At 66.0% G+C, this 21693-nt stretch carries 23 protein-coding genes; 12 read left to right on the top strand and 11 right to left on the bottom strand.

Going from position 1 to position 21693, the window contains the following annotated elements; genetic code table 11:
* Positions 1-44: 44 nt before the first annotated feature.
* From ACFFU4_RS03655 to ACFFU4_RS03630, 6 genes are all read right to left on the bottom strand, one after another.
* Positions 45-1022: an FAD:protein FMN transferase gene (locus ACFFU4_RS03655; RefSeq protein ID WP_377067159.1), complete on the bottom strand. Its 978-nt coding sequence runs from the start codon at positions 1020-1022 to the stop codon at positions 45-47.
* Positions 1003-3210 carry a PepSY domain-containing protein gene (locus tag ACFFU4_RS03650; RefSeq protein ID WP_377067157.1) on the bottom strand — a complete coding sequence of 736 codons (2208 nt, stop codon included), beginning with the start codon at positions 3208-3210 and terminating at the stop codon, positions 1003-1005. The genes ACFFU4_RS03655 and ACFFU4_RS03650 overlap by 20 nt, the downstream gene beginning before the upstream one ends.
* 12 nt (positions 3211-3222) lie before the next feature.
* Positions 3223-3693: a DUF2271 domain-containing protein gene (locus tag ACFFU4_RS03645; protein ID WP_377067155.1), complete on the bottom strand. Its 471-nt coding sequence runs from the start codon at positions 3691-3693 to the stop codon at positions 3223-3225.
* A 38-nt stretch (positions 3694-3731) separates the two neighbouring features.
* Complete coding sequence (locus tag ACFFU4_RS03640) at positions 3732-4121, bottom strand: PepSY domain-containing protein (RefSeq protein WP_377067153.1); 390 nt, start codon at positions 4119-4121, stop codon at positions 3732-3734.
* Positions 4122-4288: 167 nt separating this feature from the next.
* Positions 4289-4954: a cytochrome b/b6 domain-containing protein gene (locus tag ACFFU4_RS03635; RefSeq protein WP_377067151.1), complete on the bottom strand. Its 666-nt coding sequence runs from the start codon at positions 4952-4954 to the stop codon at positions 4289-4291.
* Positions 4947-5288, bottom strand: a complete 342-nt coding sequence (locus ACFFU4_RS03630) for a PepSY domain-containing protein (RefSeq protein ID WP_377067149.1) — start codon at positions 5286-5288, stop codon at positions 4947-4949. Before ACFFU4_RS03630 ends, ACFFU4_RS03635 begins: the two co-directional genes overlap by 8 nt.
* 148 nt (positions 5289-5436) lie before the next feature.
* On the opposite strand from ACFFU4_RS03630, the gene ACFFU4_RS03625 reads away from it, so the two are divergent.
* Both ACFFU4_RS03625 and ACFFU4_RS03620 read left to right on the top strand, forming a co-directional pair.
* Positions 5437-6096, top strand: a complete 660-nt coding sequence (locus ACFFU4_RS03625; RefSeq protein WP_377067147.1) for a response regulator transcription factor — start codon at positions 5437-5439, stop codon at positions 6094-6096.
* Complete coding sequence (locus ACFFU4_RS03620; RefSeq protein WP_377067145.1) at positions 6093-7433, top strand: sensor histidine kinase; 1341 nt, start codon at positions 6093-6095, stop codon at positions 7431-7433. Before ACFFU4_RS03625 ends, ACFFU4_RS03620 begins: the two co-directional genes overlap by 4 nt.
* A 128-nt stretch (positions 7434-7561) precedes the next feature.
* Here ACFFU4_RS03620 and ACFFU4_RS03615 read toward each other — a convergent pair whose 3' ends face one another.
* The 5 genes from ACFFU4_RS03615 to ACFFU4_RS03595 all read right to left on the bottom strand — a co-directional run bounded on the left by ACFFU4_RS03615 (position 7562) and on the right by ACFFU4_RS03595 (position 10903).
* Positions 7562-9085: an aldehyde dehydrogenase (NADP(+)) gene (locus ACFFU4_RS03615; protein WP_377067143.1), complete on the bottom strand. Its 1524-nt coding sequence runs from the start codon at positions 9083-9085 to the stop codon at positions 7562-7564.
* 52 nt (positions 9086-9137) lie between these two features.
* Positions 9138-9272 carry a hypothetical protein gene (locus ACFFU4_RS03610; RefSeq protein ID WP_377067141.1) on the bottom strand — a complete coding sequence of 45 codons (135 nt, stop codon included), beginning with the start codon at positions 9270-9272 and terminating at the stop codon, positions 9138-9140.
* A 101-nt stretch (positions 9273-9373) separates the two neighbouring features.
* Positions 9374-9583 (bottom strand): TRAP transporter large permease subunit, encoded by a 210-nt coding sequence (locus tag ACFFU4_RS03605; protein ID WP_377067139.1) that lies wholly within the window; start codon positions 9581-9583, stop codon positions 9374-9376.
* Complete coding sequence (locus ACFFU4_RS03600) at positions 9568-10392, bottom strand: TRAP transporter large permease subunit (protein WP_377067137.1); 825 nt, start codon at positions 10390-10392, stop codon at positions 9568-9570. Before ACFFU4_RS03600 ends, ACFFU4_RS03605 begins: the two co-directional genes overlap by 16 nt.
* Complete coding sequence (locus ACFFU4_RS03595) at positions 10382-10903, bottom strand: TRAP transporter small permease subunit (protein ID WP_377067135.1); 522 nt, start codon at positions 10901-10903, stop codon at positions 10382-10384. Before ACFFU4_RS03595 ends, ACFFU4_RS03600 begins: the two co-directional genes overlap by 11 nt.
* A 115-nt stretch (positions 10904-11018) precedes the next feature.
* On the opposite strand from ACFFU4_RS03595, the gene ACFFU4_RS03590 reads away from it, so the two are divergent.
* The 10 genes from ACFFU4_RS03590 to ACFFU4_RS03545 all read left to right on the top strand — a co-directional run bounded on the left by ACFFU4_RS03590 (position 11019) and on the right by ACFFU4_RS03545 (position 21396).
* Positions 11019-11465, top strand: coding sequence for a GntR family transcriptional regulator (locus ACFFU4_RS03590; RefSeq protein ID WP_377067133.1), 447 nt, complete (start codon positions 11019-11021; stop codon positions 11463-11465).
* Between the two features lie 476 nt (positions 11466-11941).
* The gene (locus tag ACFFU4_RS03585; protein ID WP_377067131.1) at positions 11942-12460 is read left to right on the top strand and encodes a MarR family winged helix-turn-helix transcriptional regulator; all 519 of its coding nucleotides are present in this window, start codon (positions 11942-11944) and stop codon (positions 12458-12460) included.
* Positions 12457-13146: an SDR family NAD(P)-dependent oxidoreductase gene (locus ACFFU4_RS03580; protein ID WP_377067129.1), complete on the top strand. Its 690-nt coding sequence runs from the start codon at positions 12457-12459 to the stop codon at positions 13144-13146. The genes ACFFU4_RS03585 and ACFFU4_RS03580 overlap by 4 nt, the downstream gene beginning before the upstream one ends.
* The gene (locus ACFFU4_RS03575; protein WP_377067127.1) at positions 13146-14480 is read left to right on the top strand and encodes an NAD(P)/FAD-dependent oxidoreductase; all 1335 of its coding nucleotides are present in this window, start codon (positions 13146-13148) and stop codon (positions 14478-14480) included. Before ACFFU4_RS03580 ends, ACFFU4_RS03575 begins: the two co-directional genes overlap by 1 nt.
* Before the next feature lie 49 nt (positions 14481-14529).
* Positions 14530-16173 carry a peptide ABC transporter substrate-binding protein gene (locus ACFFU4_RS03570; RefSeq protein WP_377067125.1) on the top strand — a complete coding sequence of 548 codons (1644 nt, stop codon included), beginning with the start codon at positions 14530-14532 and terminating at the stop codon, positions 16171-16173.
* A gap of 61 nt (positions 16174-16234) precedes the next feature.
* Positions 16235-17185, top strand: a complete 951-nt coding sequence (locus tag ACFFU4_RS03565) for an ABC transporter permease (RefSeq protein WP_377067123.1) — start codon at positions 16235-16237, stop codon at positions 17183-17185.
* Positions 17185-18075, top strand: a complete 891-nt coding sequence (locus ACFFU4_RS03560) for an ABC transporter permease (RefSeq protein ID WP_377067121.1) — start codon at positions 17185-17187, stop codon at positions 18073-18075. Before ACFFU4_RS03565 ends, ACFFU4_RS03560 begins: the two co-directional genes overlap by 1 nt.
* Complete coding sequence (locus ACFFU4_RS03555; protein ID WP_377067119.1) at positions 18072-19085, top strand: ABC transporter ATP-binding protein; 1014 nt, start codon at positions 18072-18074, stop codon at positions 19083-19085. The genes ACFFU4_RS03560 and ACFFU4_RS03555 overlap by 4 nt, the downstream gene beginning before the upstream one ends.
* Positions 19082-20086 (top strand): ABC transporter ATP-binding protein, encoded by a 1005-nt coding sequence (locus tag ACFFU4_RS03550; protein ID WP_377067117.1) that lies wholly within the window; start codon positions 19082-19084, stop codon positions 20084-20086. The genes ACFFU4_RS03555 and ACFFU4_RS03550 overlap by 4 nt, the downstream gene beginning before the upstream one ends.
* 5 nt (positions 20087-20091) lie before the next feature.
* Positions 20092-21396 (top strand): NAD(P)/FAD-dependent oxidoreductase, encoded by a 1305-nt coding sequence (locus ACFFU4_RS03545; protein WP_377067115.1) that lies wholly within the window; start codon positions 20092-20094, stop codon positions 21394-21396.
* The last annotated feature ends 297 nt before the right edge of the window (positions 21397-21693 follow it).

Genomic DNA, 21693 nt, shown 5'->3' with positions numbered 1-21693 from the left:
AGTCACGCTTGTGACCCGTGATTGTGCGGATACGTTGTGGACGGCTATTCCGAACGCACGGAAAACTTGGCCGGATTGCCAGAGAAAAGCTGCCCGACCCCTGCGCCGCTTGCGGTCCCGTCATCATCGCGCACGAGGAACAGAGCGTCGAGTCCCCGTTGTCTTGCGAGCGCCGCGCCCGCATCAGCGCCGAGCACCATGAGCGCCGTCGCCCAGGCATCGGCCTCGGCACAGGTGCCGGCCACCACGGTGACGGAGGCCGGCGAGGCAATCAGCGGCGCGCCGCGCCTGGGGTCCATCGTGTGCGACAGGCGCCGTCCCTGCACGTCGACCCAGTGGCGGTAATCACCCGAGGTCGCGACGGCGGCGTCCTGCAGCGCGAGGATCGAATGGGGAGTCCGGCGCTCTGCGTCCGGCGCTTCCACGGCGATGGTCCAGGCCTCCCGGTCCGGCCGGAGACCCGTCGCGCGCATTTCCCCATCGATGCCGACGAGGGTGTCCGCGATCCGGTGGTCGCGCAGGATCCCGGTCAGCCGGTCCACGCCATAGCCCTTGGCGATACCGTTGAGATCCAGTGCGATGGGCGCGGTCTTGCGCAGGTGGCCGCCGTCGAACTCCAGAACCTCATGCGCCGGGTGGCGCGGGGCGTTCATCGCGGCACGGATGCCATCTGGTGTCGCGTCCCCGGGCCCGAAGCCCCAGGCCGTCACCGCGTCCCCCATGCCGATGTCGAAGGCTCCGCCCGAGGCGCGCCCGATCCCGAGGCCGAGGCGCAGGACGTATCGAAGGTGCTCGGGAACCGCCACCCATTGGCCCACCGGCGCAGCGTTGATCCGCATCAGATCGCTGTCGGGCTTCCAGGTCGACATCTGGTCGTCCACGTCGTTCACTGCGGCTTGCAGCAGCGCCCGGATCGCAGCGCGATCAATGGTCGGGTCTGCGAAGAACGTGGCCTGCCAGCGCGTGCCCATCGTCGGGCCGTTCAGGGCGATGCGCGTGCGCTCAGTAGACATCCTCGACATACCGCCCCTCCGCCTTCAGGGCCGACGGGGTGAGCCCGGTCGGCGCGAGGATCCCGGTCAGCGCCTCCGCCACGCCGGTCGCCATGTCGCGTCCGCCGCAGACCATCACGCGCGCCCCGTCGCGGATGAGCTCCGCGACCTGAGTGGCCTCGCCCCGCAGGGCGTCCTGCACGTAATGGGGCCGCGCCCCGCGTGAAACGGCGCTGACCAGCCGGGTCAGACGCCCCTCGGTCTGCCAGCCGGGCATTTCCTCGCCGTAGAGGAAGTCGCTGCCGGGATCACGCATGCCGAAGAACAGGTGGACCGGCCTGCCGCTCCCGTTGCCGCGGATGAGGCCCGCGAGCGGTCCGATGCCGGTTCCCGCGCCGATCAGGATCAGCGGCGCCCGGCCCCGGCCCGGACGGAAACCGGGGTTGCGGCGGAGGAAGGCGGTCACGGTGTCGCCCGGCTCCAATGCGGCAAGCTGACCCGAGCAAAGGCCGCCCGGGTGCTTCTTCACGACAATCTCGACGAACCCGTCGCGACGTCCGGAGGCGAGCGAGTAGAGCCGCGGAACGGCGCTTGCCTCCGGCACGACGCCGACAAGGTCGCCTGCCTGAAACCGGGCAAAGCCCGACCCGGTGAGCCGCTGCCAGAGCGAGACGCGCGGAAGGGCGAAGCGGAGGATCGCGGTCGGGGCCTGCACCCCGGCGCCGTAGTCGCGGCGCGAGACGAGAGTCAGCGTGTCGGTTTTCGGCAGGACGGGCCGGTGCGACAATTCCAGGGGGATCCCAAGTGCCTCTCCCAGCGCGCGGCCCCAGCGCGTGAAATCCTGCGGCGATTGGCGGTCGATCGTATCGAGCGGCACGAGTTCGGGCCAGCCCTGCGCCTGCGCCGTTGTCGCAACCTCCCTGGCGAAGGCGCAATATGCCGGAAAGCCGCGGTCGCCGAAGCCGAGCACGGCCAGAGGAATGTCCGGCGCGCGGTCGAGGGCGTTCAGCCGATCGAGGAAACCCTTTGCCGTGGCGGGCGCAGCCCCGTCGCCATAGGTCGCGGCGAGCAGGATGATGCGCCCGGCACGGGTGTAACGCTCTGGCGCAAAGCCCGACATCGGGCCGACATGGACGCTCTGCCCGGCCTCGGTCAGCGCGGCGTGAAGGGTTGCGGCGAAGCCCCATGTGCTGCCGCCTTCGCTGCCGACGAGAATGATCGTCCCGGCGCGGCCGGCGGGCTGATTGCCCCGGATGCGCGGCCGCCCGCGCCGTCCGGCAAGCCAGACCATAACACCGGTGGCGCCCATGAGCGGCACGCCAAGCGCCATCAGCCCGAGAACCAGCCCCAGCGTCGCCGCACCCTGTCCCGTGTGCAGCATGTAGATGGTCTCCGAGACGCGCTGCCAGCCCGTCAGGCCGGCCCAGGCCAGCAGCGTGCCGGTGCCCTGGTCGATATACCCTGTGCCGCGATCGGTCTTGAGCGCGAACACGTCCGTCGCGTCGCCGGGATAGGGAAAGCTCAGGTCGCGCAGCTCTGCGACGGGCGTCTGCTGCAACGTGGCCATCTGACCCGGAGCGAACCCCGTCCCTTCGCTCACCTCGGTCGGCATGGCCGGGATGGCGCCACCGTCCGGCAGAAGATCGAAGGTGGAGGCCGTCATCCACAACGCCGTTGCGGACGACAGGAAAAGGCCGGTGACCGCGATGCGGGCGATCTCGACGTGGAGCCGGCCCGCGCGCGGCCCGCGCAACGGCGCGCACCAGTTCCGCCAGCCGCCTGCCCGGCGCGCGACCAGCGCGGTGCCGGAAAGCGACAGCACCAGCAGCGCCGCCGCCCCTGCCGCCATGGCGATGCGCCCGCCATCCCCGAGGAAGAGTGAGCGGTGAAGGTTGGTGAGCCAGCGAAGGGTCTGGTTCGGGTCGGCCGAGGCCACGCCTTGCCCCGTTGCCGGGTCGATCACGGCGGCACCGGGCGCGCCCTGATCGAACCAGTAGGCGGTGATCCGGCCCGAGGGCGACCGGCGGATCTGCTCGACGCCGGGATAAACCGCCCGGATGCGCTCCGCCAGGGTGGCGACGGTCAGGTCGGTCTGCGCCTGCGGCGCCGCAAGCCGCCCGGCCGCGGGAAAGACCGACAGCGCCGCGCCGCTCAGGCTCAGGATAGTGACCAGCGCAAGGGCCAGAAGACCCGGCCAGCGATGGAGTGCACGGATCATGGTCCTGCTCCCTCACATGTCGTAGGCGAAGCTGGCGATGTAGCGGCGGCCCCGCACCGGCGTCCCGGCGCCCGTCGTCGTGAGCGGCACCGCCACCTCGTTCGGGCTGTCGCGCATATCCTCGACCGCCGCGTCGATATGGAGCGTGTAACCCGCGTCGAAGAGCGCGTCGGCCAGGTCGAGCGTGATCTCAAGCGTGCGTCCGGCACCGACACTGGCGCCGGTGATGCCGTTCACCTGCTCCGTGTCGCCGCCCGTGGCGCGGTGCCAGTCGCTCAGATGCTTGTAGTATTTGGACTTGCCGCCGGCCATCCAGAGACTTCCGGCATAGGCCCCCGAGGCATCGGTAACATAGAGCGCGAGATAGGCACCGTCGCCACCGTAGTTGTTGAGGGTCGTGGCGAGCGTCACCGGCCTTGCCATGGCGAGGCCGGGAAGCGTGAGCGCGGTGGTGAGTGCGAGCATTGCAAGTGGCGATTTCATCTGATGTATCCTTTGTCGGGGCGGGGCTGCGGGGCGGCTCAGTTCACCTGAGCCTTGGGAGGCGCGCCGTTGCCGAAGAGGCCGTTCTGTGGCGGGGCGACGGTGCCGGCAGGCGCGGGATTGCGGGCATTGCCGCGATCGTCGTCGTCCTCCTCGTCGTCCTCGTACTCCATCTCGACCATCTGAAGCGTCGCCGGATCGAGTTTTGCTTCAATCTCCCGGCCAGTGCTGTCGCGGCCCTCGATCTCGTAGCAGCCGTCGTCGATCTTGAACCGGCGCACGGTCCAGCCGTGCTGTTCGGCCGCCTGCATGGCGGCCTCGCGTGATTTCCATTGGCCGCGGGGCGCGACGCAGTCGTCATCGTCCGCAACCGCCACGCCAGCGGGCAGGAGCGCGATAACGGAAAGGGCTATCAAGGTCTTTTTCATGGCAGGGTCTCCTGTTTGTCTGCTGGGACAAACCTGGAGACCGGACCTGAGGGCTTCCTGACGGCGCGGTGATTCCCGCTTCAGCTTGCCGTCAGGAAAAAAGGCCCCGCCGGTGACAGCGGGGCCAGGTCAGGCCGACGGGGCGGTCAGCCGGGGGGTAGGGGTGGTCAGGCGATGTCGCCCGGTCCCGCGGCGCGCTTGTCACCGGTGACCATGGCGCGGGCGAGGTTTTCATTGTGGCGGAACGAGGCCAGCACAACGCCAGCGACGTGCAGTGCCACGAGCAGCAGCATCAGGTTGGCAAGGACCTCGTGCGCCTCTTCCACGATCTCTCCACCGCCCTCGCCATATTCTCCATACTCACCATCCTCGTCGGCCCGCGCGGGTGCCACGATGGCAGGCATGGACGGCAGCATCGCGATTCGGTCCGGCTCTTCAAGGAGCCAGCCGGTGAAGGCGGTGCCCGAGAGCGCGACAAGCAGCGCCACGATCATCGCGGCCCCCGCCGGGTTGTGGCCGAGATAGCGCCGCTCCTTGCCGCGCGTCAGCTCGCCGAGATAGGCCAGCGTCGCGCGGGGGCCCTTGAGGAACTGTGCAAAGCGCGCATACCGGCTGCCCACCAGACCCCAGACCAGCCGGACTGCCACCAGGCCGGCGACCACGTAGCCCGCGATCTCGTGAACCGTGTCAAGGTCCTCGGCACTCAGCCAGGCCACCGCAAAGGCGGCGACCAGACTCCAGTGGAACACCCGCACCAGAGGATCCCAGACCCGGACCTTGCGATCCGTCCCGGCGTCCGGTCGCGACGTGTGCTGTGCGTTGGTTTCAGTCATCCTTCTCTCCTTCGCGATCGCGGCGTCGGCGATCGTCGTCCTTGTCCTTGTCCTCATCCTCATCCTCGTCCTCGTATTCGAACTCGATCACCTCCAGCGTGGCCGGATGGACCGTCACCTCGATCCGGCGCCCTTCGGCGTCGCGACCGTCGATTTCGTAGCAGCCGTCGTCGATCTTGATGCGGCGCACTGTCCAGCCGCTCTCCGTGGCCAGCCGCGCGACGGCATCGCGCGGCTGCCAATCGGCCATCGGCACAAAGCAGTCATCGTCCGCATGCGCGGCCCCGACCGGGAAGGCCGCGAGAAAGCCGAGAATTGTCAACGTCTTCTTCATGGGTCACACTCCTCATGGAACGCATCTTGATGCAGCTTATGCGCCGCGAAGCTGACGGCAGGCTGAAGAGGTTCACCCGAATGCGTCAGCTTTGCGTCAGCACAAACCGCCAAAAGCAGGTCGAACAGACAAGGAAAGATCAAACCCCATGCGCATCCTGCTGATCGAGGACGACACGACACTTGGGGCCGCGGTGCGTGACCAGATCGCGGCCGATGGCCAGTCGGTGGACTGGGTCACGCGCCTCGATGCTGCGGGCGATGCCGTGCGCGCCACCGCCTACGACCTGATGCTGCTCGACCTGATGCTGCCTGACGGGCGCGGCATCGGGTTTCTCAAATCCTTGCGCGCGAAGGGCGACGTGACGCCGGTCATCATCCTGACCGCGCTCGACCAGATATCGGACCGGATCGAGGGGCTGAACGCGGGTGCCGACGACTATCTTGTCAAACCCTTCGATCTGGCCGAACTGTCGGCCAGGATCGGGTCGGTCGCGCGGCGCTACAGCGGCAACCCGAACCCCATCCTCAGCCACGGCCCCCTGGATATCGACCTCGCCGCGCGAAACATCCACAAGGACGGCAAGCCGGTACCGCTGACGGCGCGCGAATGGGCCCTCTTCGAAGCCTTCCTGTCCCGCCCCGGTCAGCTCCTGTCCAAGGCGCAGCTCGAGGAAAAGCTCTACGCGTTCGACTCGGAAGTGGAGAGCAACACCATCGAGGTCCATGTCAGCCGCCTGCGCAAGAAGCTGGGGGCAAAGGTCATCGTGACAGAGCGCGGCATGGGCTACCGGCTGGGCAGGCCATGAGGTGGCCGGCCAGCCTTCAGGCGCGGCTCGGCCTGTCCCTCGGTCTCGTGCTGACGGTTCTGTGGCTGGTGGCCGCGGCAGTGACGGCGGTGATCGTCCGGGGCGAGCTTGACGAGGTGTTTGACAGCGCCTTGCGCGAGACGGCGGAACGCATCCTGCCGCTCGCCGTGACCGATATCGTCGGGCGTGAGACCCAGGGCGTGACCCAGCGGCTCGCGCCGATCCGGGCGCATGACGAGTTCTTCACCTACGTGGTCCGCGACGCGGACGGGCGTACCCTGTTGCAATCCCATGCCGCCGATCCCGCCGTGTTCCCGGGTTATGAGGGCCCCGGGTTTCGCGAGACCGCCACGCATCGCCTCTACAGCGACGCCGCCCTGCAGGGCACGATCCGCATCACCGTGGCCGAACCGCTGGCCCATCGTGCGGCGACTGCCCGCGAAATCCAGATGGGCCTTGGCCTGCCCCTGCTGGTCGTGCTGCCACTGGCACTTGCCGCTATCATACTCGCCGTCCGCTTCAGCCTGGACCCCCTTCGCCGCTTCCGCGCGCGGCTGGACGCGCGCGGTGCGCGTGACCTCTCGGAAGTCCCCGCAGAGGACCTGCCGACGGAGATAACCCCGCTGGCCGCGACATTGAACGGCTTGCTGACGCGGTTGGGCGGGGCGTTCGAGGCCGAGCGCAGCTTTGCTGCGAATGCCGCGCACGAATTGCGGACGCCGTTGGCGGGTGCCATCGCGCAGGCGCAACGCCTTCGGTCGGAAACCCGGGACAGCGCCGCCGCGCAGCGCGCCGGCGATATCGAGGAAACCTTGAAACGGCTGACCCGCCGCACCGAGCGCCTGATGCAACTGGCGCGCGCCGAGGGCGGATGCCTGCAATCGGAAACCGCCCACGATGCGCGGGCGGCCCTGCGTCTCGTCGTCGGGGACATGGCGCGCAGTCTGCAGTCACCCGACCTTGCACTCGACCTTCCCGATACCCCCGTCCTGTCGACCATCGATCCCGACGCGCTGGGCATCGTCTGTCGCAACCTGGTCGAGAACGCGCTTCGCCATGGCGCAGCCCATGGTCAGGTCGCGGTCTGCCTGACCAAGGCGGGCGACCTGATCGTATCGAACGCCGGACCGGTGGTTGCCCGTGATCGTCTGGCCAGCCTCACAGACCGGTTCCAGCGCGGCGCGCAGACCTCGGGTGGCAGCGGGCTCGGGCTGACCATCGTCGCGGCGATTGCGAACCGCACGGACGGCACGCTGACCTTGACCTCCCCGAGGCCGGGTGCGGTGGATGGTTTCGAGGCCCGCTTCCGTCTGCCGACCGCGCCCTCTGTGGGCTGATCTGTGGGCTGAGCGGTGCAAATCGTTTGAGATCAACGCGATGGATTTGCTCTGATTGCCCTTGGGTCATGGCCCCCGCCCTGCACCGGGCGGAGGTCAAGGAGAGCGCAGCGATGTCGGCCACCCCGTTACTCTGCCGGTTTCAGGTCGTCCGGCAGGATGGCCTCGGGCAGACCCTGATAGCAGACCGGGCGCAGGAAGCGGCGGATCGAGAGCGTGCCGACCGAGGTGGCACCGAAATTGGTCGAGGCGGGGTAGGGCCCGCCATGCACCATCGCATCGCAGACCTCCACGCCGGTCGGAAAGCCGTTGGCCACTAGCCGCCCCGCCTTGCGTTCGAGCACCGGCAAAAGCCTGCGCGCCGCGTTGGTATCGCCGTCGTCCATATGCAGCGTGCAGGTGAGCTGGCCCTTGAGGCTTGCCGCCACCTGCTCCATCCCGGTCAGGTCTGCCACCCGGACGATAAGGCCGAGCGGGCCGAACATCTCTTCGCCGAGGGCCTCGTTTGCGAGCCATGTCTTGCCGTCGGTCTCGTAGAGATAGGGTGTGGCGTTGCGCCGGTCGCAGGTGCTGCTCAGCACCTCCTGCACGCCGCTTGACGCCGCGACGCGGTCGCGCCCGTCGCGATAGGCCCGGGCGATGCCGTCGGTCAGCATGACCTGCGCGCCGGTCTTCGCGAGCGCGGCCCTGGCGGCCTCGGTGAATGTGTCGGCCTCGGGTCCGTCGATGACGATGGCAATACCGGGATTGGTGCAGAACTGGCCCGCGCCCATTGCCAGAGACCCGGCCCAGCCTTCACCGATGGCCGCGCCACGCGCCGCCACCGCCTCGGGCATCAGGAACATCGGGTTGACCGAGCCCAGCTCGCCGAAGAACGGGATCGGCTCGGGCCGCTGCGCGCAGAGATCGAATAGTGCGCGGCCCCCCGTAAGAGAGCCGGTGAAGCCGACGGCCTTGATCAGCGGGTGCTGCACCAGCGCCTGTCCGACCTGCCGGTAGCCGCCCTGCACGAGGCTGAAGACGCCCCTGTGAACACCGCATTTCTGGATCGCGGCATGGATCGCCTCGGCGACGATCTCGCCGGTGCCGGGATGCGCGCCGTGGCCCTTGACCACGACCGGGCATCCCGCCGCAAGGGCGGCGGCGGTGTCGCCCCCGGCGGTGGAGAAGGCCAGCGGAAAGTTTGACGCGCCAAAGACGGCGATGGGGCCGATGGGCCGCTGCATCGCCCGCAGATCGGGGCGCGGCAAGGGCTCATGGTCGGGCAGGGCCGCGTCATGGCGGCGGTCGAGGTAATCGCCCTTGCGGATATGCTCGGCAAAAAGCCGTAGCTGGCCGGTGGTGCGACCGCGCACGCCTTGCAGACGGGCCTCGGGCAGGCCGGTCTCGGACGTGCCGATCGCGGTGATCTCGTTCCCGCGCGCCTCGATCTCGTCGGCTATGGTGTCGAGGAACGCGGCGCGATCCGCGCGGCTGGCATAGCCATAGGAGAGAAATGCCTCTTCCGCCGCCTGCGCCGCTTTGTCGATGAGCGCGGGCGAACCGACGGAGACGTCATGCGCCGGGCCATTGGCGGGCTCGGAGGCGAACGTGTCGTCCGTGGCGATCCATGCTCCTGCGATCGGGTGCTTGCCATGCGGGGTGAATGTCATCGGGTATCCTCTGGGCTTTCCCGGTGAGTGGGTGGGAGCGAAAGCACCGTCCTCAGCGGCCGGTTTTCTCGCGCCATTTGTCGAACTTTTTCTGATTTTCCCCGGTGGTGCAGGGGTAGAGCCCGATGATCGCGGCGCCGTTCTCGACCTCTTCGAGAACGAAATCCTCGAACGTCTCCATAATCATGCGCGTCGCGCATCTCCTCGGTCGCGAAATGGGCCGAGTCGATGTCTTCGTCCTGTCGGGTCAGATCGTTGTCTTCGTCCTAGGACATTGAACCGTCCTCCTCAGTCAAGCAGATTTGGCAGCCACATCGCGATGTCCGGGATGAACAGGACAAGAGCGAGGCCGATGGCCTGCAACGCGATGAAGGGCAGCACGGCGACAAAGATGTCCTGAAGCTCCACGCCCTTGGGCGCGACGGATTTCAGGAAGAAGCAGGCTGGCCCGAACGGCGGCGACAGGTAATACATCTGGATGTTCATGGCGAAGAGCACGCCTCCTTGCGCACGCCCGCCACGACCAGCGCCCCGACCGCACCGATGGCGGCGGCCTCGGTCACCGTGGCGATGCCGGAATAGATCACGCCCAGCACGGTAAAGGTCAGCACGGCGGGCAGGATGATCCCCTTGAGGAACTTCAGCCGCTTGAAGAACGGATAACCGGTTTCGGGAATGTCATAGATCGGGGCCATCCCGGGGCGCAGACGCACCCGCACCAGGATGTAGGTGATATAGAGCGAGGCGAGCAGCAGCCCGGGCACGGCAGAGGCCGCGAAGAGCTTGGTGATCGACACCTGTGCGGCCAGCCCGTAGACGATGAGAACGACCGATGGCGGAATGAGCGTGGCCAGGGCACCGGCAGCGCAGATGATGCCGATCGACAGCTTCTTGTCATAGCCCAGCCGCAGCATCTGCGGCAGCGCGATCAGCCCCAGCATCACGATCTCGCCGCCCATGATCCCTGACATGGCGGCCAGCAGGACGGCCACGATACAGGTCTGCACGCCGACAGAGCCGCGAAACCGCCCCCCGGCGATGGCCATGGAATCAAACAGCGACTTGGCGATGCCCGAGCGTTCCAGCACATTCGCCATGAAAACGAAGAACGGCACCGCGATCAGCTCATACTTGTGCAGAACCTCGCTCACATTGGCGGCGACGATGAAGAACCCGGCGCGTTCGCCGAAACAGAGGATCGCCGTCACCAGCGAGACGGTCAGCGTGGTAATGCCGAGCGGCACGCCAAAGGCCATCAGGCCCAAGAGGGCGACGACGATCAGAAGGGTGATGAGTTCAATGCCCACCGGACAGGTCTCCCTCAGAGTTCTGGACCCACCGGATGATGTTGGCCACGAGTTGCGCGAGGCAGAGACCGCAGCCCACGACGATCAGCACCTTGAGATATGTCGGCTGGGGCGAGTTGAAGGCGGTTCCGCTATGCTCGGTCCGGCCAAGCACCTTCGCGGCCGGCCCCCAGAGCGCCATGGTCAGCACGAGGATCGCTCCGAAGGCGACCAGAAGCTGCACAAGGCGGAAATATCGCCACACGCGCGGGCTCACCAGCAGTTCCATCATGGTGATCGAGATGTGCCGGTTGCGTTGGGTCACGTAGCCCACCGACAGAACCCAGACGGTTGCGCAGAGCGTCATCGCCAGTTCGGTCGACCAGACGGTCGGGCTGTCAAAGCCGTAACGCAACACAACCTCCAGCGCCGAGATCACGATGCAGGCGAAGAACAGGGTGGAGCAGGCATGGCCGATGAACACGCTGAACCGGTCCATAATCTCGGCGTAGCCTGCGAGCAGGCGTTTCATGGGGTCTCTCCCACTGGCTTGGAATGGGGTCCGGGGCCGCCCCGGTCACATGGAACGGCCCCGGGCGGGAGGACGGTCACTCCTTGAAGAGGCCGATCTCGGTCATGTAGGCGAGATGCGCGTCGAGCGCCTCCTGCGCCAGATCGGATTTCTGGGCATAGCTTTCCCATTCCTGGCGAGCGACCTCGCGAAGCTGATCGCGGTCTTCCTGCGCCCAGTCGATCACCTCGATGTCGTCGGTCTTGTCGTCGCGCTCGACACAGGCGATCTGGACGCGTTTTCACGCCAAGACCGTGAGTATCACGCGTCGCTTTATCAGGCGGCGGGCGTGCCAAATCTCTGGACCATCGTCACCGCACGTTCGGGCCATATCGACCGGCTGCGCAAGCTCAACCTGCCGGAACCCGGCAAATCCGCGTCGATCCTGTCCTGTCACGAGCGTATTCTTGACGCGGTCGGTGCGGGTGACACCGCGGCGGCCGAAGCCGTCGTGCGCGAGCATTTGTCGGGAACGCTGGCGCAGGTCGACAAGATCATGCAGCGGAACCCGGAGTATTTCTGACCTCGGTCATGGATCGTGTTCGGGGCGTGACCGGCGCACTCGTAGCGCGCGTCAGCGGCGGAGCGGGACGCAACCGGCGGGTCGCGTCCGTCAGGATGGTGTCGTTCGCCGGATGGTCCGGGGTCACGATCAGGCGGCCCTGCTGGCTGGAAGCGGGTAAGCCTCTGCGTGGCCGGCCTGTGCAAGTGGCTTGCCCATCATGTCGCGGCTTGCGGTCCGCCATTCGTCGCCCCGCGCGGCCACGACAGCGCCGGTGGGGCGGATGATCGGGGCCGCGTCGGGAAGGATGGCGAAGACATTGGTGCGGCTCCGCTCAGGGTCAGCCCGATGCTGCCAAATCACGCCAGGAGCCAAATTTTTCAGAGATTTCCAGAATGACCGGTCCTGGTGCAACGAACGGCGGGGCGTGCGACGAGATGCCATGTTTTTCAAATTAATGATTGCGAATCACAACTAACCTGACGTTACCTTCTCCCATGTCCGGTTGTGATCCCTTGGAAGAAGGCGGACCCGCCGACGAGCGTGGTCGTACCTCGCTCGATGTCGATGATCTCGACTGCCTCGAGGGTCTGTTGAGTTTCTATGTGCGGTCTGCGAACTACGCGCTTTCGACAGATCTTGACGCGCGGCTTGGTGATCTGGCGGTGGCGCGGGGAACCGGCAAGATAACCGCGCTGTTGTTGATCGACTCTCACCCCGGCATCCGCGCCTCGGCCATTGCCGAGGCGACATTGCGCGACCGGCCAAGTATCAGCAGGATCATCACCCACCTTGTGGATCACGACCTGATCACCAAGCGCGAGATGCCGGCCGAACGGCGCGCGTTCGGTCTCTATATCACCGGCAAGGGCCACAGCCTCGCCGAAGAGGTGCGCAGCATCGTCAAGCGGCAGTCGGACGATTTCTTTGCGGATTTGCCCGAGAAAGACCGCGAGGATCTGCTCCGCATCACCCGCGACATCTATGTGAAAATCAGGAAGGGGCGGGCGGAATGACCGGGCGCACGGCGATCATTTCCGGCGCAAGCCGCGGAATCGGCAACGCGGTCGCGCGGCGGCTTCTCGACAACGGATGGCAGCTTTCGCTGGGAATGCGGCGGCCCGACGATGCCGACGCACGGTTTTCGCAATGCCACATTGCACGACACGATGCGTTTGAGCGCGATGAAGACGACTGGGTCGCGTCCGCGCTGGACAGGTTCGGGCGGATCGACGCGGTGATCTGCTGTGCCGGGATCATGGAGCCGGGGGATGTGATCGACGTCGGGGAAGACACGGTTGACCGGATGCTCGAGGTCAACCTGAGGTCTCCTCGCAGGCTGGTCAGGGCCGCGTGGCCCGCGCTCCGCGAGGCGGAAAACGGGCGCGTCATCCTGCTTGCGTCGCTTTCGGGTAAACGGGTGAAATCCGCCGGGAGCGGTGCCTACTCCATTACAAAGCACGCCGCCGTCGCCCTGGCGCATGGTATCCGCCAGAAAGGGTGGCATGACGGGATACGCGCGACCGCGGTCTGCCCCGGATTTGTGGATACCGACATGGCGCGTGCGATCACCGATATGCCGCCCGAAACCATGACACGTCCCGGGGATGTGGCCCGTCTCGTCGATCTCGTTCTCGATCTGCCGGACACGGCTTCGGTGGCGGAGCTTTGCGTCAACTGCCAGCCCGAGGAGTTCTACTGATGCCAGGTCCGACGCCCGTTCCGGTCCATGGCGACCAGAAATTGCCCGCGCGGGTCGATGTGGTGATCGTCGGCGGCGGCATCATCGGGTGCTCGACGGCGCTGGAACTGGCCGAGGCGGGCCACTCGGTCGCGATCTGCGAAAAGGGCGGTATCGGCCACGAGCAATCCAGCCGCAACTGGGGCTGGGTCCGCATCTCGCGCCGGGACCCGCGGGAAGTCCCGCTCATGGCCGAGGCGATCCGCCTGTGGCGCAATCTGGATGCGCGCACGGGACGATCGACGGGGTATCGCAGCGCCGGGATCATGTTCGTATGTGACGATGAGGACCGCTTTGAGAAGTACCGTCGCTGGCAACGCCATCTCGAACCGTTCCAGATAACGAGCCGGATGCTCGGCGCACGGGAACTTCACGGGATGACGCCAGAAGCCGACCGCATCGAGGGGGTCGGCGCGCTCTACACCCCCGAGGACGGCAGGGCCGAGCCGCAGAAGGCGGCCCCCGCCATTGCCGAGGCGGCGCGCGACAAGGGGGCCGCGATCCTGACTGGTTGTGCGGTGCGCGTGGTTGAGACGGAGGCCGGCCGGGTCAGCGGGGTCGTCACCGAGCGGGGCCGTATAGCGTGCGATGCCGTTGTCGTCGCGGGCGGGGCCTGGTCCAACCTGTTCCTGGGTAACATGGGCGTGGACCTTCCGTCGCTGGGCGTCGTGAGCCATGTGATCCGGACGGAACCGGCCGAAGGCGGGCCGGACCACGCGATCTGGACCGACGATTTCGCGATCCGCAAGCGTGAGGACGGCGGCTATACCGTGTCGCGCGGAGCGGGCACGACCGTCGATATCGTGCCGAACTCGATCCGGTATGGCCTGAAGTATCTCGCGGCTCTGCGGATGCAGCACCGGGAATTGCATTTTCGCCTTGGCAAACGGTTTCTGCACGAGGCGATGCGCGCGAAGTCATGGCGGGCCGACGAGGAAACCCCGTTCGAGCGCGACCGCGTCTTTGACCCGGCGCCTTCGCCACGCATGGTTGGACGGCTGATGGATCATGTCGGCAACGCTTTCCCGGCGCTGAGGAATGTGCCGGTCGCGCAAAGATGGGCGGGCTGCATCGACGTGACGCCCGATGCAATTCCGGTGATTTCGGCTGTTGAGTCCACGCCGGGTCTGCATATCGCAAGCGGGTTCTCGGGCCATGGCTTTGGTATCGGCCCGGCTGCGGGCGGGCTCATGGCCGACATCGTCCTGAACCGCACGCCGCGCGTCGATGCCAGGGAATTCCGGTTTTCGCGCTTCACCGATGGAAGCCGGATCGCCCCGGATGAAGGTTTCTGAGGGGCCAAGAAGCAGAAAAACAATCACCCACCCAACAAGGAGAGGTAAGATGACGATGAGGAATACAACCGTTATGAACCGCCGCACCCTGCTCAGGACCGGGGCCGCGGGTATGACACTCCTGATGTCCAATGCGGCGGCCGGGCGGCTTGCCGCGCAGGAAGCCTCGGGCCGGGTCGTGATCGGCTTTTCGCAGGAGCCCACGGTCATGCACCCGCACATGCCGCATATCGAGGTCGATGAAGGCATTCACTTCAACCTGTTCGATCCGCTCTTTATCGTGGACACCGACGGGAATTTCCAGCCTTCGCTGGCGCGCGAGGTGCCGACGGTGGAGAATGGCGGGATTTCCGAGGACGGGCTTAACTGGCGCGTCAAGCTGCGCGATGACGTGACCTGGCATGACGGCGAGCCGTTCACCGCCGAGGATGTCAAGTTCACCATCGAACTGAACCAGAACCCCGACTTCAATGCCATGCGCCGCAACGGGCACGAGCTTGTCCGGAACATCCGGGTCGTGAACGACCACGAGCTGACATGGGAGATGGCCGAGCCGTTTGCGCCCTATCCCGCAATCCTGTCGTGGACGTTCATCGTCCCCGCGCATGTATTGGCCGGTGCCGAGGATCCGAACCAGACGGATTTTCGCAACAAACCCATCGGCACCGGACCTTTCAGCTTCGGCGAACGGGTGGCAGGCAACTACATCCTGCTCAACGCGAACCAGGATTACTTTGGCGAAGGCCCGCACCTGGAACAGGCGATCTTCCGCTATATCCCGGACATGACGGTGCTCTACACGCAATTCCGGACCGGCGACATCGATGTGATCGGCCTTCAGGGCATCCAGCCGGACCGCTACGAGCAGGCCCAGCAGATCCCGGAACGGGAGATCGTGATCGCGCCCTCCTCCGCGGTCGAGTCGATCACCTTCAACATGGGCAAGCCGCAGTTCCAGGACCCCGAGGTGCGCCGTGCGCTGTCTCTGGCGCTTGACCGCGAAACCATCGTCGAAGCCCTCTACTACGGCATCCCCGAGCAGACCGAGAGCTTCCTGCCGAGGGAGTCGTACTACTACAACGAAAAGCTGCCCAGTGCCGCGTTCGACCCCGAAAAGGCGGCTCAGGTCCTCGACGAGGCAGGCTGGCTGCCCGGTGCCGACGGCGTGCGTGAAAAGGACGGGGTGCGTCTCGCCTTCAAGAACTCGACCACGGCGGGCAACAACGTGCGCGAGCAGGCACAGCAGTTGATCCAGCAGACCTATGCCGCGATCGGTGTCGAGATGGAGATTTCGAACCTGCCGCCGGCGGTGATGTGGGGTGAATACTGGATGATGTCGCAATTCGACAGCGTCATGGTCGGTATCACCTTCACCACCGGGCCCGACCCGGATGTCTCGAACTATCTGCATTCATCGAGCATCCCCGCTCAGGGCGGCGCGGGTCAGAACACCTGGCAGTACAAGAACGAAAGGGTGGACGAGCTTCTGGAGAAGGGCGGGCGCATGTTCGTGCCGAAAAAGCGCAAGGAGGTCTACGATGAAATCCAGCGCCTTGTCCACGAGGACATGCCGTTCCTGCCGATGTTCCAGTATGCCAACCTGCGGGGCCACAAGACCGGTCTGGAGGGGTTCGACCCGAACGTGAACGTCCGCATCGAGACGTGGAACCTGAACGAATGGCGCTGGGCCTGATCCCGGCGCACCGCGCGGCCCGGCCCCACGGCCCGGGCCGCGCAATCCGTAAGGTACGGCCATGCTGAGGTTTCTGACATACCGACTGGCTCACAGCCTGCTTTTGCTGTTCCTGGTGTCGGTGATCGGGTTCACGATCCTGCACCTCGCGCCCGGCGGGCCGCTGTCGCAATTCGCGCTCTCGCCGGGAATGAGCCAGGCCGAGCTTGAAAGGATTGCCGAGCGCATGGGTCTCAACCGTCCGTTGCCGGTGCAGTATCTGGACTGGGCGGCCCGGTTCGTCATGGGGGACTGGGGCGAAAGTTTTCGCGACGGGCGCGCCGTCCTCGACATCATTTTCGGGCATCTGTTCGCCACGCTGCTGCTGATCCTGACCTCGACCATACTGTCGGTGGGGCTGGGCACGCTGGTCGGTGTGCTGGGAGCGATGCGGCGGTACTCGGCCTATGACTACCTCGCGACCGTTGGCGCGATGGTCGCGCTGTCGATCCCGACATTCTGGTTCGGGCTTGTGGCGATCTACGTCTTTTCCCTGCGGCTGGGCTGGCTGCCTTCGGGCAACATGTACACCATCGGCGACGAGAGCGTTCTCGACTATGCCGAACACCTGATCATGCCCTCGGTGGTTCTTGCCCTCGTCCAGGTCGCGATCTGGTCGCGCTACATGCGGTCGTCGATCCTTGACGTGGTCGGCCAGGACTTCGTGCGTACGGCGCGGGCCAAGGGCCTGACGCGCCGACGCGTGCTCTATGTGCATATTCTGCGCAACGCGCTGATTCCGATGATCACGCTCACCGGTATCCAGCTTCCCACGCTGCTCTCGGGGGCGCTGGTGACGGAGACCGTTTTCACCTGGCCCGGTATCGGGCGCCTGTTTCTCGACAGTCTCGGTTACAACGACTACCCGGTCATAATGGGTGTGCTGATGTTCACGGCCATCTTCGTACTTCTGGGCAACCTGATCGCCGATCTTCTCGTGGCCGGCGTCGATCCGCGTGTGAGGCTCGAGTGATGTCGACGAACACGTCCCCCCCTGCCATTGCCGCAACGGACCGCCGCTGGATCACATCGCGGCCCGTCCGCCGCTTCGTCCGGCATCGGCTGGCGATCACCGGGCTGGTGATGATCAGTTTGATCGCGCTGCTTTGCGTGGTCGGACCCTGGATGCTGCCGCACGGCATGCTGGACATCCATATCCGTGACCGTTTTTCGCCGCCGGGCACGGAGACCTATCTGCTCGGCACCGACGAGATGGGGCGCGACCTGGCCGCACGGCTTTTCATGGCCGGGCGCGTGTCGCTCATGGTGGGTATCGCGGCCATGGTACTGTCGACGCTTCTGGGAGCGGTCATCGGCCTTGTCGCAGGGTATTTCGGCAAGGTCATCGGCACCGTGCTGATGCGCTTTACCGATGCGGTTCTGTGTTTCCCCCAGATATTTCTCCTGCTGGTGCTGGCCGCCTTCCTTGAGCCCAATGCCCTGATGATCACGATCATCATCGCCCTGACGAGCTGGATGGAGATCGCGCGCATCGTCTCGGCCGAGATACGGTCGCTGCGCGAGCGGGATTTCGTCACCGCCGCGAAGATCAGTGGTGCGTCGCACACATGGATCATGTTCCGCGAGCTTTTGCCGAACACGATCGGGCCGATCATCGTCGCCGCGACCCTGACCGTCGCGCGCGCCATCCTGATCGAAGCCTATGTCAGCTTCCTCGGATACGGCATTCAGCCGCCGCTCCCGAGCTGGGGCAACATGCTCAACAACGCGCAGCAATTCCTCGACACCGCGCCCTGGCTTGCCATCGTGCCGGGGGTGGCGATCACGCTGGCGGTGACCAGTTTCAACTTTATCGGTGACGGGCTGCGCGACGCGCTCGACGCCAGAAGTGACCTGCAATGAGCCGCGTTCTGAGCGTCGAAGACCTGGGGATAGGGTTCCGCTCCGAGGGGCAGGATTTCACCGTCGTGCGCGATGTCAGTTTTTCGCTCGAGGCGGGAGAGACGCTGGCCCTCGTGGGGGAAAGCGGTTCGGGAAAGTCGGTGACCAGCCTCGGCGTTATGGGCCTGCTCCCGCCGCCGCCGCAATCGCGCACAACCGGCCGGATCGTTCTGCACAGCGGCGACGGCGACATCGATCTTCTCGACCTGCCGGAATCCCGGATGCGGCGGCTCAGGGGCGACCGGATCGCGATGATATTTCAGGAGCCGCTCACCTCGCTCAACCCGGTCCACACCATTGGCGACCAGATCGTCGAAGCCATTCGAAGCCATCGCCGGGTGTCGCGCGCCAAGGCGCGGGCGCGCGCGGTCGAGTTGCTGGAGCAGGTGGGTATTCCCGATCCGCAGGATCGTCTGGGCACGTATCCGCACGAATTGTCGGGCGGGATGCGTCAGCGGATCATGATCGCCATCGCGCTTGCGCTGGAGCCGGACATCCTGATCGCGGACGAACCCACGACGGCGCTCGACGTGACGGTGCAAGCCCAGATCCTCGACCTCTTGCGCCGCCTGCAGAAAGACACGGGCATGGCCATGCTTTTCATCACCCATGATTTCGGCGTGGTGGCGGACATCGCCGACCGCACCATCGTCATGTATGCCGGCCAGACGGTCGAGGAGGGGCGAACCGAGACCGTCCTGAGCGATCCGCTCATGCCCTATACGATCGGCCTTATGAACGCGGTCCCGCGGCTTGAAACCGCGGGGCTGAAACTGGGTGACCTGAAGACCATCGAGGGTTTTGTGCCCGATCCCGCCGCCCTGCCGCAGGGCTGCTCTTTTCATCCGCGCTGTGCTTTCATGCAGGAGGGGCTGTGCGACACCTCGCCCCCGTCCATCGAGGACGCAGGCGGCGGGCACATGGTGCGCTGCAAGCGCTGGAGACAGATCGGCGAGGGACGCGAGACATGACCGCCGACACGCCACTCATTGAAACCATAGAACTCAAACAGCATTTTCCGCTTCGCCGGGGGCTGTTCGGCGGATCGGGCCTCGTGGTGCGGGCCGTCGACGGCATCACGATCGACATTGGCCGGCGTTCCGTTCTGGGGCTGGTGGGCGAGAGCGGATCGGGCAAGTCGACGTTCGGTCGCGCGGTCATGGGGCTCGAGACCCCGACCTCCGGCAGCCTGAAATTCGACGGCGTCGACATCGCGCGGGCAGGGTCCGAAGAGATGAAGGCGGTGCGCCGACGGATGCAGATGGTGTTCCAGGACCCGTTCAGCAGCCTCAATCCCCGCATGAGCGTGGCGAACACGCTCTCTGTTCCGCTGCGCTTTCACGAACCCGGTCTGTCGCGGCAGGCACGGCGCGACCGCGCGGGCGAGATGCTGGAAACCGTCGGCCTGCCGGCCCGCTACATCGACCGCTTCCCGCATGAATTTTCGGGCGGCCAGCGCCAGCGCATCGGCATCGCGCGCGCGCTGATGGTGCGCCCCGACTTCATCATGGCGGACGAGGTCGTATCGGCGCTCGACGTTTCCGTGCAGGCGCAGGTTCTCAACCTCTTCGCAAGGCTGCAACGCGAGATGCAGCTTACAATGCTTTTCATCACGCACGACCTGGCCGTGGTGGGGCATGTGTCCGACCATGTCGCTGTCATGTATCTTGGCCGCATTGTCGAGATCGCCCCGACCCGCGCGCTCTTTTCTCAGCCCCATCATCCCTATACCGAGGCTCTGTTGTCCGCGGCACCGACGCCCGCGGCGCGCGACCGGAAGAAGCGCATCGTTCTGGAGGGGGACATCCCCAGCGCGGTCAATCCACCCTCGGGCTGTCCGTTCCGCACACGATGCCCCTATGCGCTCGATGCCTGTGCCGAAGCCGTGCCAGAGCTGCGGCAGGTCGGCCCCGATCACCGCACTGCCTGCATTCGCGACGATCTGACGCTTGCCGCAGCGACAGGGACATGACCCGCATGGCACGATTTTCGCCGATCGGGGATGTGCTCTGGCCGCGTACCGCACCGGCATCGGAGATCACGCAGGCATTGCAGGGTGACGAGGATTGCGAGGTTTGCATCGTGGGAGGCGGATATTGCGGCTTGCACACCGCGCTCGACCTCGCGCAACAGGGCCGGAAGGTTGTGCTTCTCGAGGGTGAGGAAATCGGGTTCGGTGGTTCCGGGCGCAATGCGGGGCACTGCACGCCGACGTTCCACCATCACGCGCTCCAAAACCTCCGGGACATGCTCGGCGCGCGGCGGGCCGACCGGCTCATAGCGCTTCAGCTAGAGGCAGCGGACCGCATCGGCGAGATCGTGCGCCATCACCAAATCGATTGCGAATGGGTCCAGAACGGATACGTCATGTGCGCGTCCAGCCCCAGAAAACTGACAGCGCTCAAGGCCAGGCGGGACAGCTACAACGCTGCCGGCCAGTCCACCCGGCTCGCGGACACGGACGAGGTGCGCGCACTGACGGGAATGGAAGGGCAGTATGGCGGCTGGGTGCATCCCGGCGGCGCACATCTCAACCCGATGGGTCTCTCGCGTGGCCTGGCGCGGGCGGCGCGCGGACATGGCGCGCGCCTCTTCGTGAACACGCCGGTGACAGGGGCCGCACGGTCCGGCGCGCTCTGGCAGGTCACAACGCCGACGGGCCGGGTTCACGCCGATCGCGTGATCTTTGCCACCGGGGCCTATACGCGTGGCGGCTGGCCGGGGCTTGATCGCAGCTTCCGCATCATGCGCGTCATGGTGGCGGCGACCAGGCCCGTTCCCGAGGCGACCGACGTTCTGCCGGCGAATGTGACCGCCCATGACGGTCGCGGCAATATCCTGGTCTACAAACGCGATGAATTCGGCCGGATCGTCGCCTCGATGTTTCCCCGCCTGCGGCAGAGCCGCGCGAGTATGCTCGACCTGATGACGCGCCGGTTGCGGTTTCATCATCCGGGCTTGCCCGATCCGCTCGGATGGGAGTGTATCTGGACCGGAGAGCTCGACATGCAGCAGCGAACCATTCCGCGCCTCTACCGTCTGGACGAGGGCGCGGTCGCGGTCACGGGGCTCTCGGGGCGCGGGGTGCCCACGGGTTACACGGTGGGCAAAATCCTGGCCGACTGGGCGAACGACAAGGCCGAGGGGGATCTCGCGCTGCCACTCGAACCGCTGGCACCCGCTCCACCCTACATGGCGTTCGCCCCGCAAATTGCCCTTCGCGTCTATGAAATCGGCGACCGGATCATCGAGTGGCGCGATGGACAGCCGCGCCGTCCTTGAGGACGTCCAACCGGATGCGCCGCGACGCGCGCGCCCCGATGCCTTGCATGCCATCCGCGCGCGACGATTTCGGCGGGATCGGCAGGAACATCCCGCAAGCACGCCACGCACGATATGTCCGCGCATGTCTGGCTGATGATTCCCTGGGTGCGACACCTGCAAGACCCTGTCGCGGTCTTTCATGACCCGCAAGACGCGGGCCTGTGGCAACTCGCGTGTGCGCTTCAGCGAACCGCCCGGACGCCGGTGGTCTGTCTGCCTTGGGTTGAAAATCAACGGGCTGGACTGTTTTCCCCG

The organism is Roseovarius ramblicola (genome assembly GCF_042430665.1).
Classification (GTDB): domain Bacteria; phylum Pseudomonadota; class Alphaproteobacteria; order Rhodobacterales; family Rhodobacteraceae; genus Roseovarius; species Roseovarius ramblicola.
This window is presented reverse-complemented; position numbering and strand designations above follow the sequence as displayed.

Excerpts from the sequence above, each read along its gene's own strand:
- ACFFU4_RS03655 (WP_377067159.1), bottom strand. The coding sequence starts at position 1,022 with ATGTCGAGGATGTCTACTGAGCGCACGCGCATCGCCCTGAACGGCCCG.
- ACFFU4_RS03545 (WP_377067115.1), top strand. The coding sequence starts at position 20,092 with ATGGCACGATTTTCGCCGATCGGGGATGTGCTCTGGCCGCGTACCGCA.
- ACFFU4_RS03650 (WP_377067157.1), bottom strand. The coding sequence starts at position 3,210 with ATGATCCGTGCACTCCATCGCTGGCCGGGTCTTCTGGCCCTTGCGCTG.
- ACFFU4_RS03625 (WP_377067147.1), top strand. The coding sequence starts at position 5,437 with ATGCGCATCCTGCTGATCGAGGACGACACGACACTTGGGGCCGCGGTG.
- ACFFU4_RS03590 (WP_377067133.1), top strand. The coding sequence starts at position 11,019 with ATGCGCGTCGAGCGCCTCCTGCGCCAGATCGGATTTCTGGGCATAGCT.
- ACFFU4_RS03580 (WP_377067129.1), top strand. The coding sequence starts at position 12,457 with ATGACCGGGCGCACGGCGATCATTTCCGGCGCAAGCCGCGGAATCGGC.
- ACFFU4_RS03615 (WP_377067143.1), bottom strand. The coding sequence starts at position 9,085 with ATGACATTCACCCCGCATGGCAAGCACCCGATCGCAGGAGCATGGATC.
- ACFFU4_RS03560 (WP_377067121.1), top strand. The coding sequence starts at position 17,185 with ATGTCGACGAACACGTCCCCCCCTGCCATTGCCGCAACGGACCGCCGC.
- ACFFU4_RS03635 (WP_377067151.1), bottom strand. The coding sequence starts at position 4,954 with ATGACTGAAACCAACGCACAGCACACGTCGCGACCGGACGCCGGGACG.
- ACFFU4_RS03620 (WP_377067145.1), top strand. The coding sequence starts at position 6,093 with ATGAGGTGGCCGGCCAGCCTTCAGGCGCGGCTCGGCCTGTCCCTCGGT.
- ACFFU4_RS03565 (WP_377067123.1), top strand. The coding sequence starts at position 16,235 with ATGCTGAGGTTTCTGACATACCGACTGGCTCACAGCCTGCTTTTGCTG.
- ACFFU4_RS03645 (WP_377067155.1), bottom strand. The coding sequence starts at position 3,693 with ATGAAATCGCCACTTGCAATGCTCGCACTCACCACCGCGCTCACGCTT.
- ACFFU4_RS03640 (WP_377067153.1), bottom strand. The coding sequence starts at position 4,121 with ATGAAAAAGACCTTGATAGCCCTTTCCGTTATCGCGCTCCTGCCCGCT.
- ACFFU4_RS03570 (WP_377067125.1), top strand. The coding sequence starts at position 14,530 with ATGACGATGAGGAATACAACCGTTATGAACCGCCGCACCCTGCTCAGG.
- ACFFU4_RS03555 (WP_377067119.1), top strand. The coding sequence starts at position 18,072 with ATGAGCCGCGTTCTGAGCGTCGAAGACCTGGGGATAGGGTTCCGCTCC.
- ACFFU4_RS03550 (WP_377067117.1), top strand. The coding sequence starts at position 19,082 with ATGACCGCCGACACGCCACTCATTGAAACCATAGAACTCAAACAGCAT.
- ACFFU4_RS03585 (WP_377067131.1), top strand. The coding sequence starts at position 11,942 with ATGTCCGGTTGTGATCCCTTGGAAGAAGGCGGACCCGCCGACGAGCGT.
- ACFFU4_RS03595 (WP_377067135.1), bottom strand. The coding sequence starts at position 10,903 with ATGAAACGCCTGCTCGCAGGCTACGCCGAGATTATGGACCGGTTCAGC.
- ACFFU4_RS03610 (WP_377067141.1), bottom strand. The coding sequence starts at position 9,272 with ATGATTATGGAGACGTTCGAGGATTTCGTTCTCGAAGAGGTCGAGAAC.
- ACFFU4_RS03630 (WP_377067149.1), bottom strand. The coding sequence starts at position 5,288 with ATGAAGAAGACGTTGACAATTCTCGGCTTTCTCGCGGCCTTCCCGGTC.
- ACFFU4_RS03575 (WP_377067127.1), top strand. The coding sequence starts at position 13,146 with ATGCCAGGTCCGACGCCCGTTCCGGTCCATGGCGACCAGAAATTGCCC.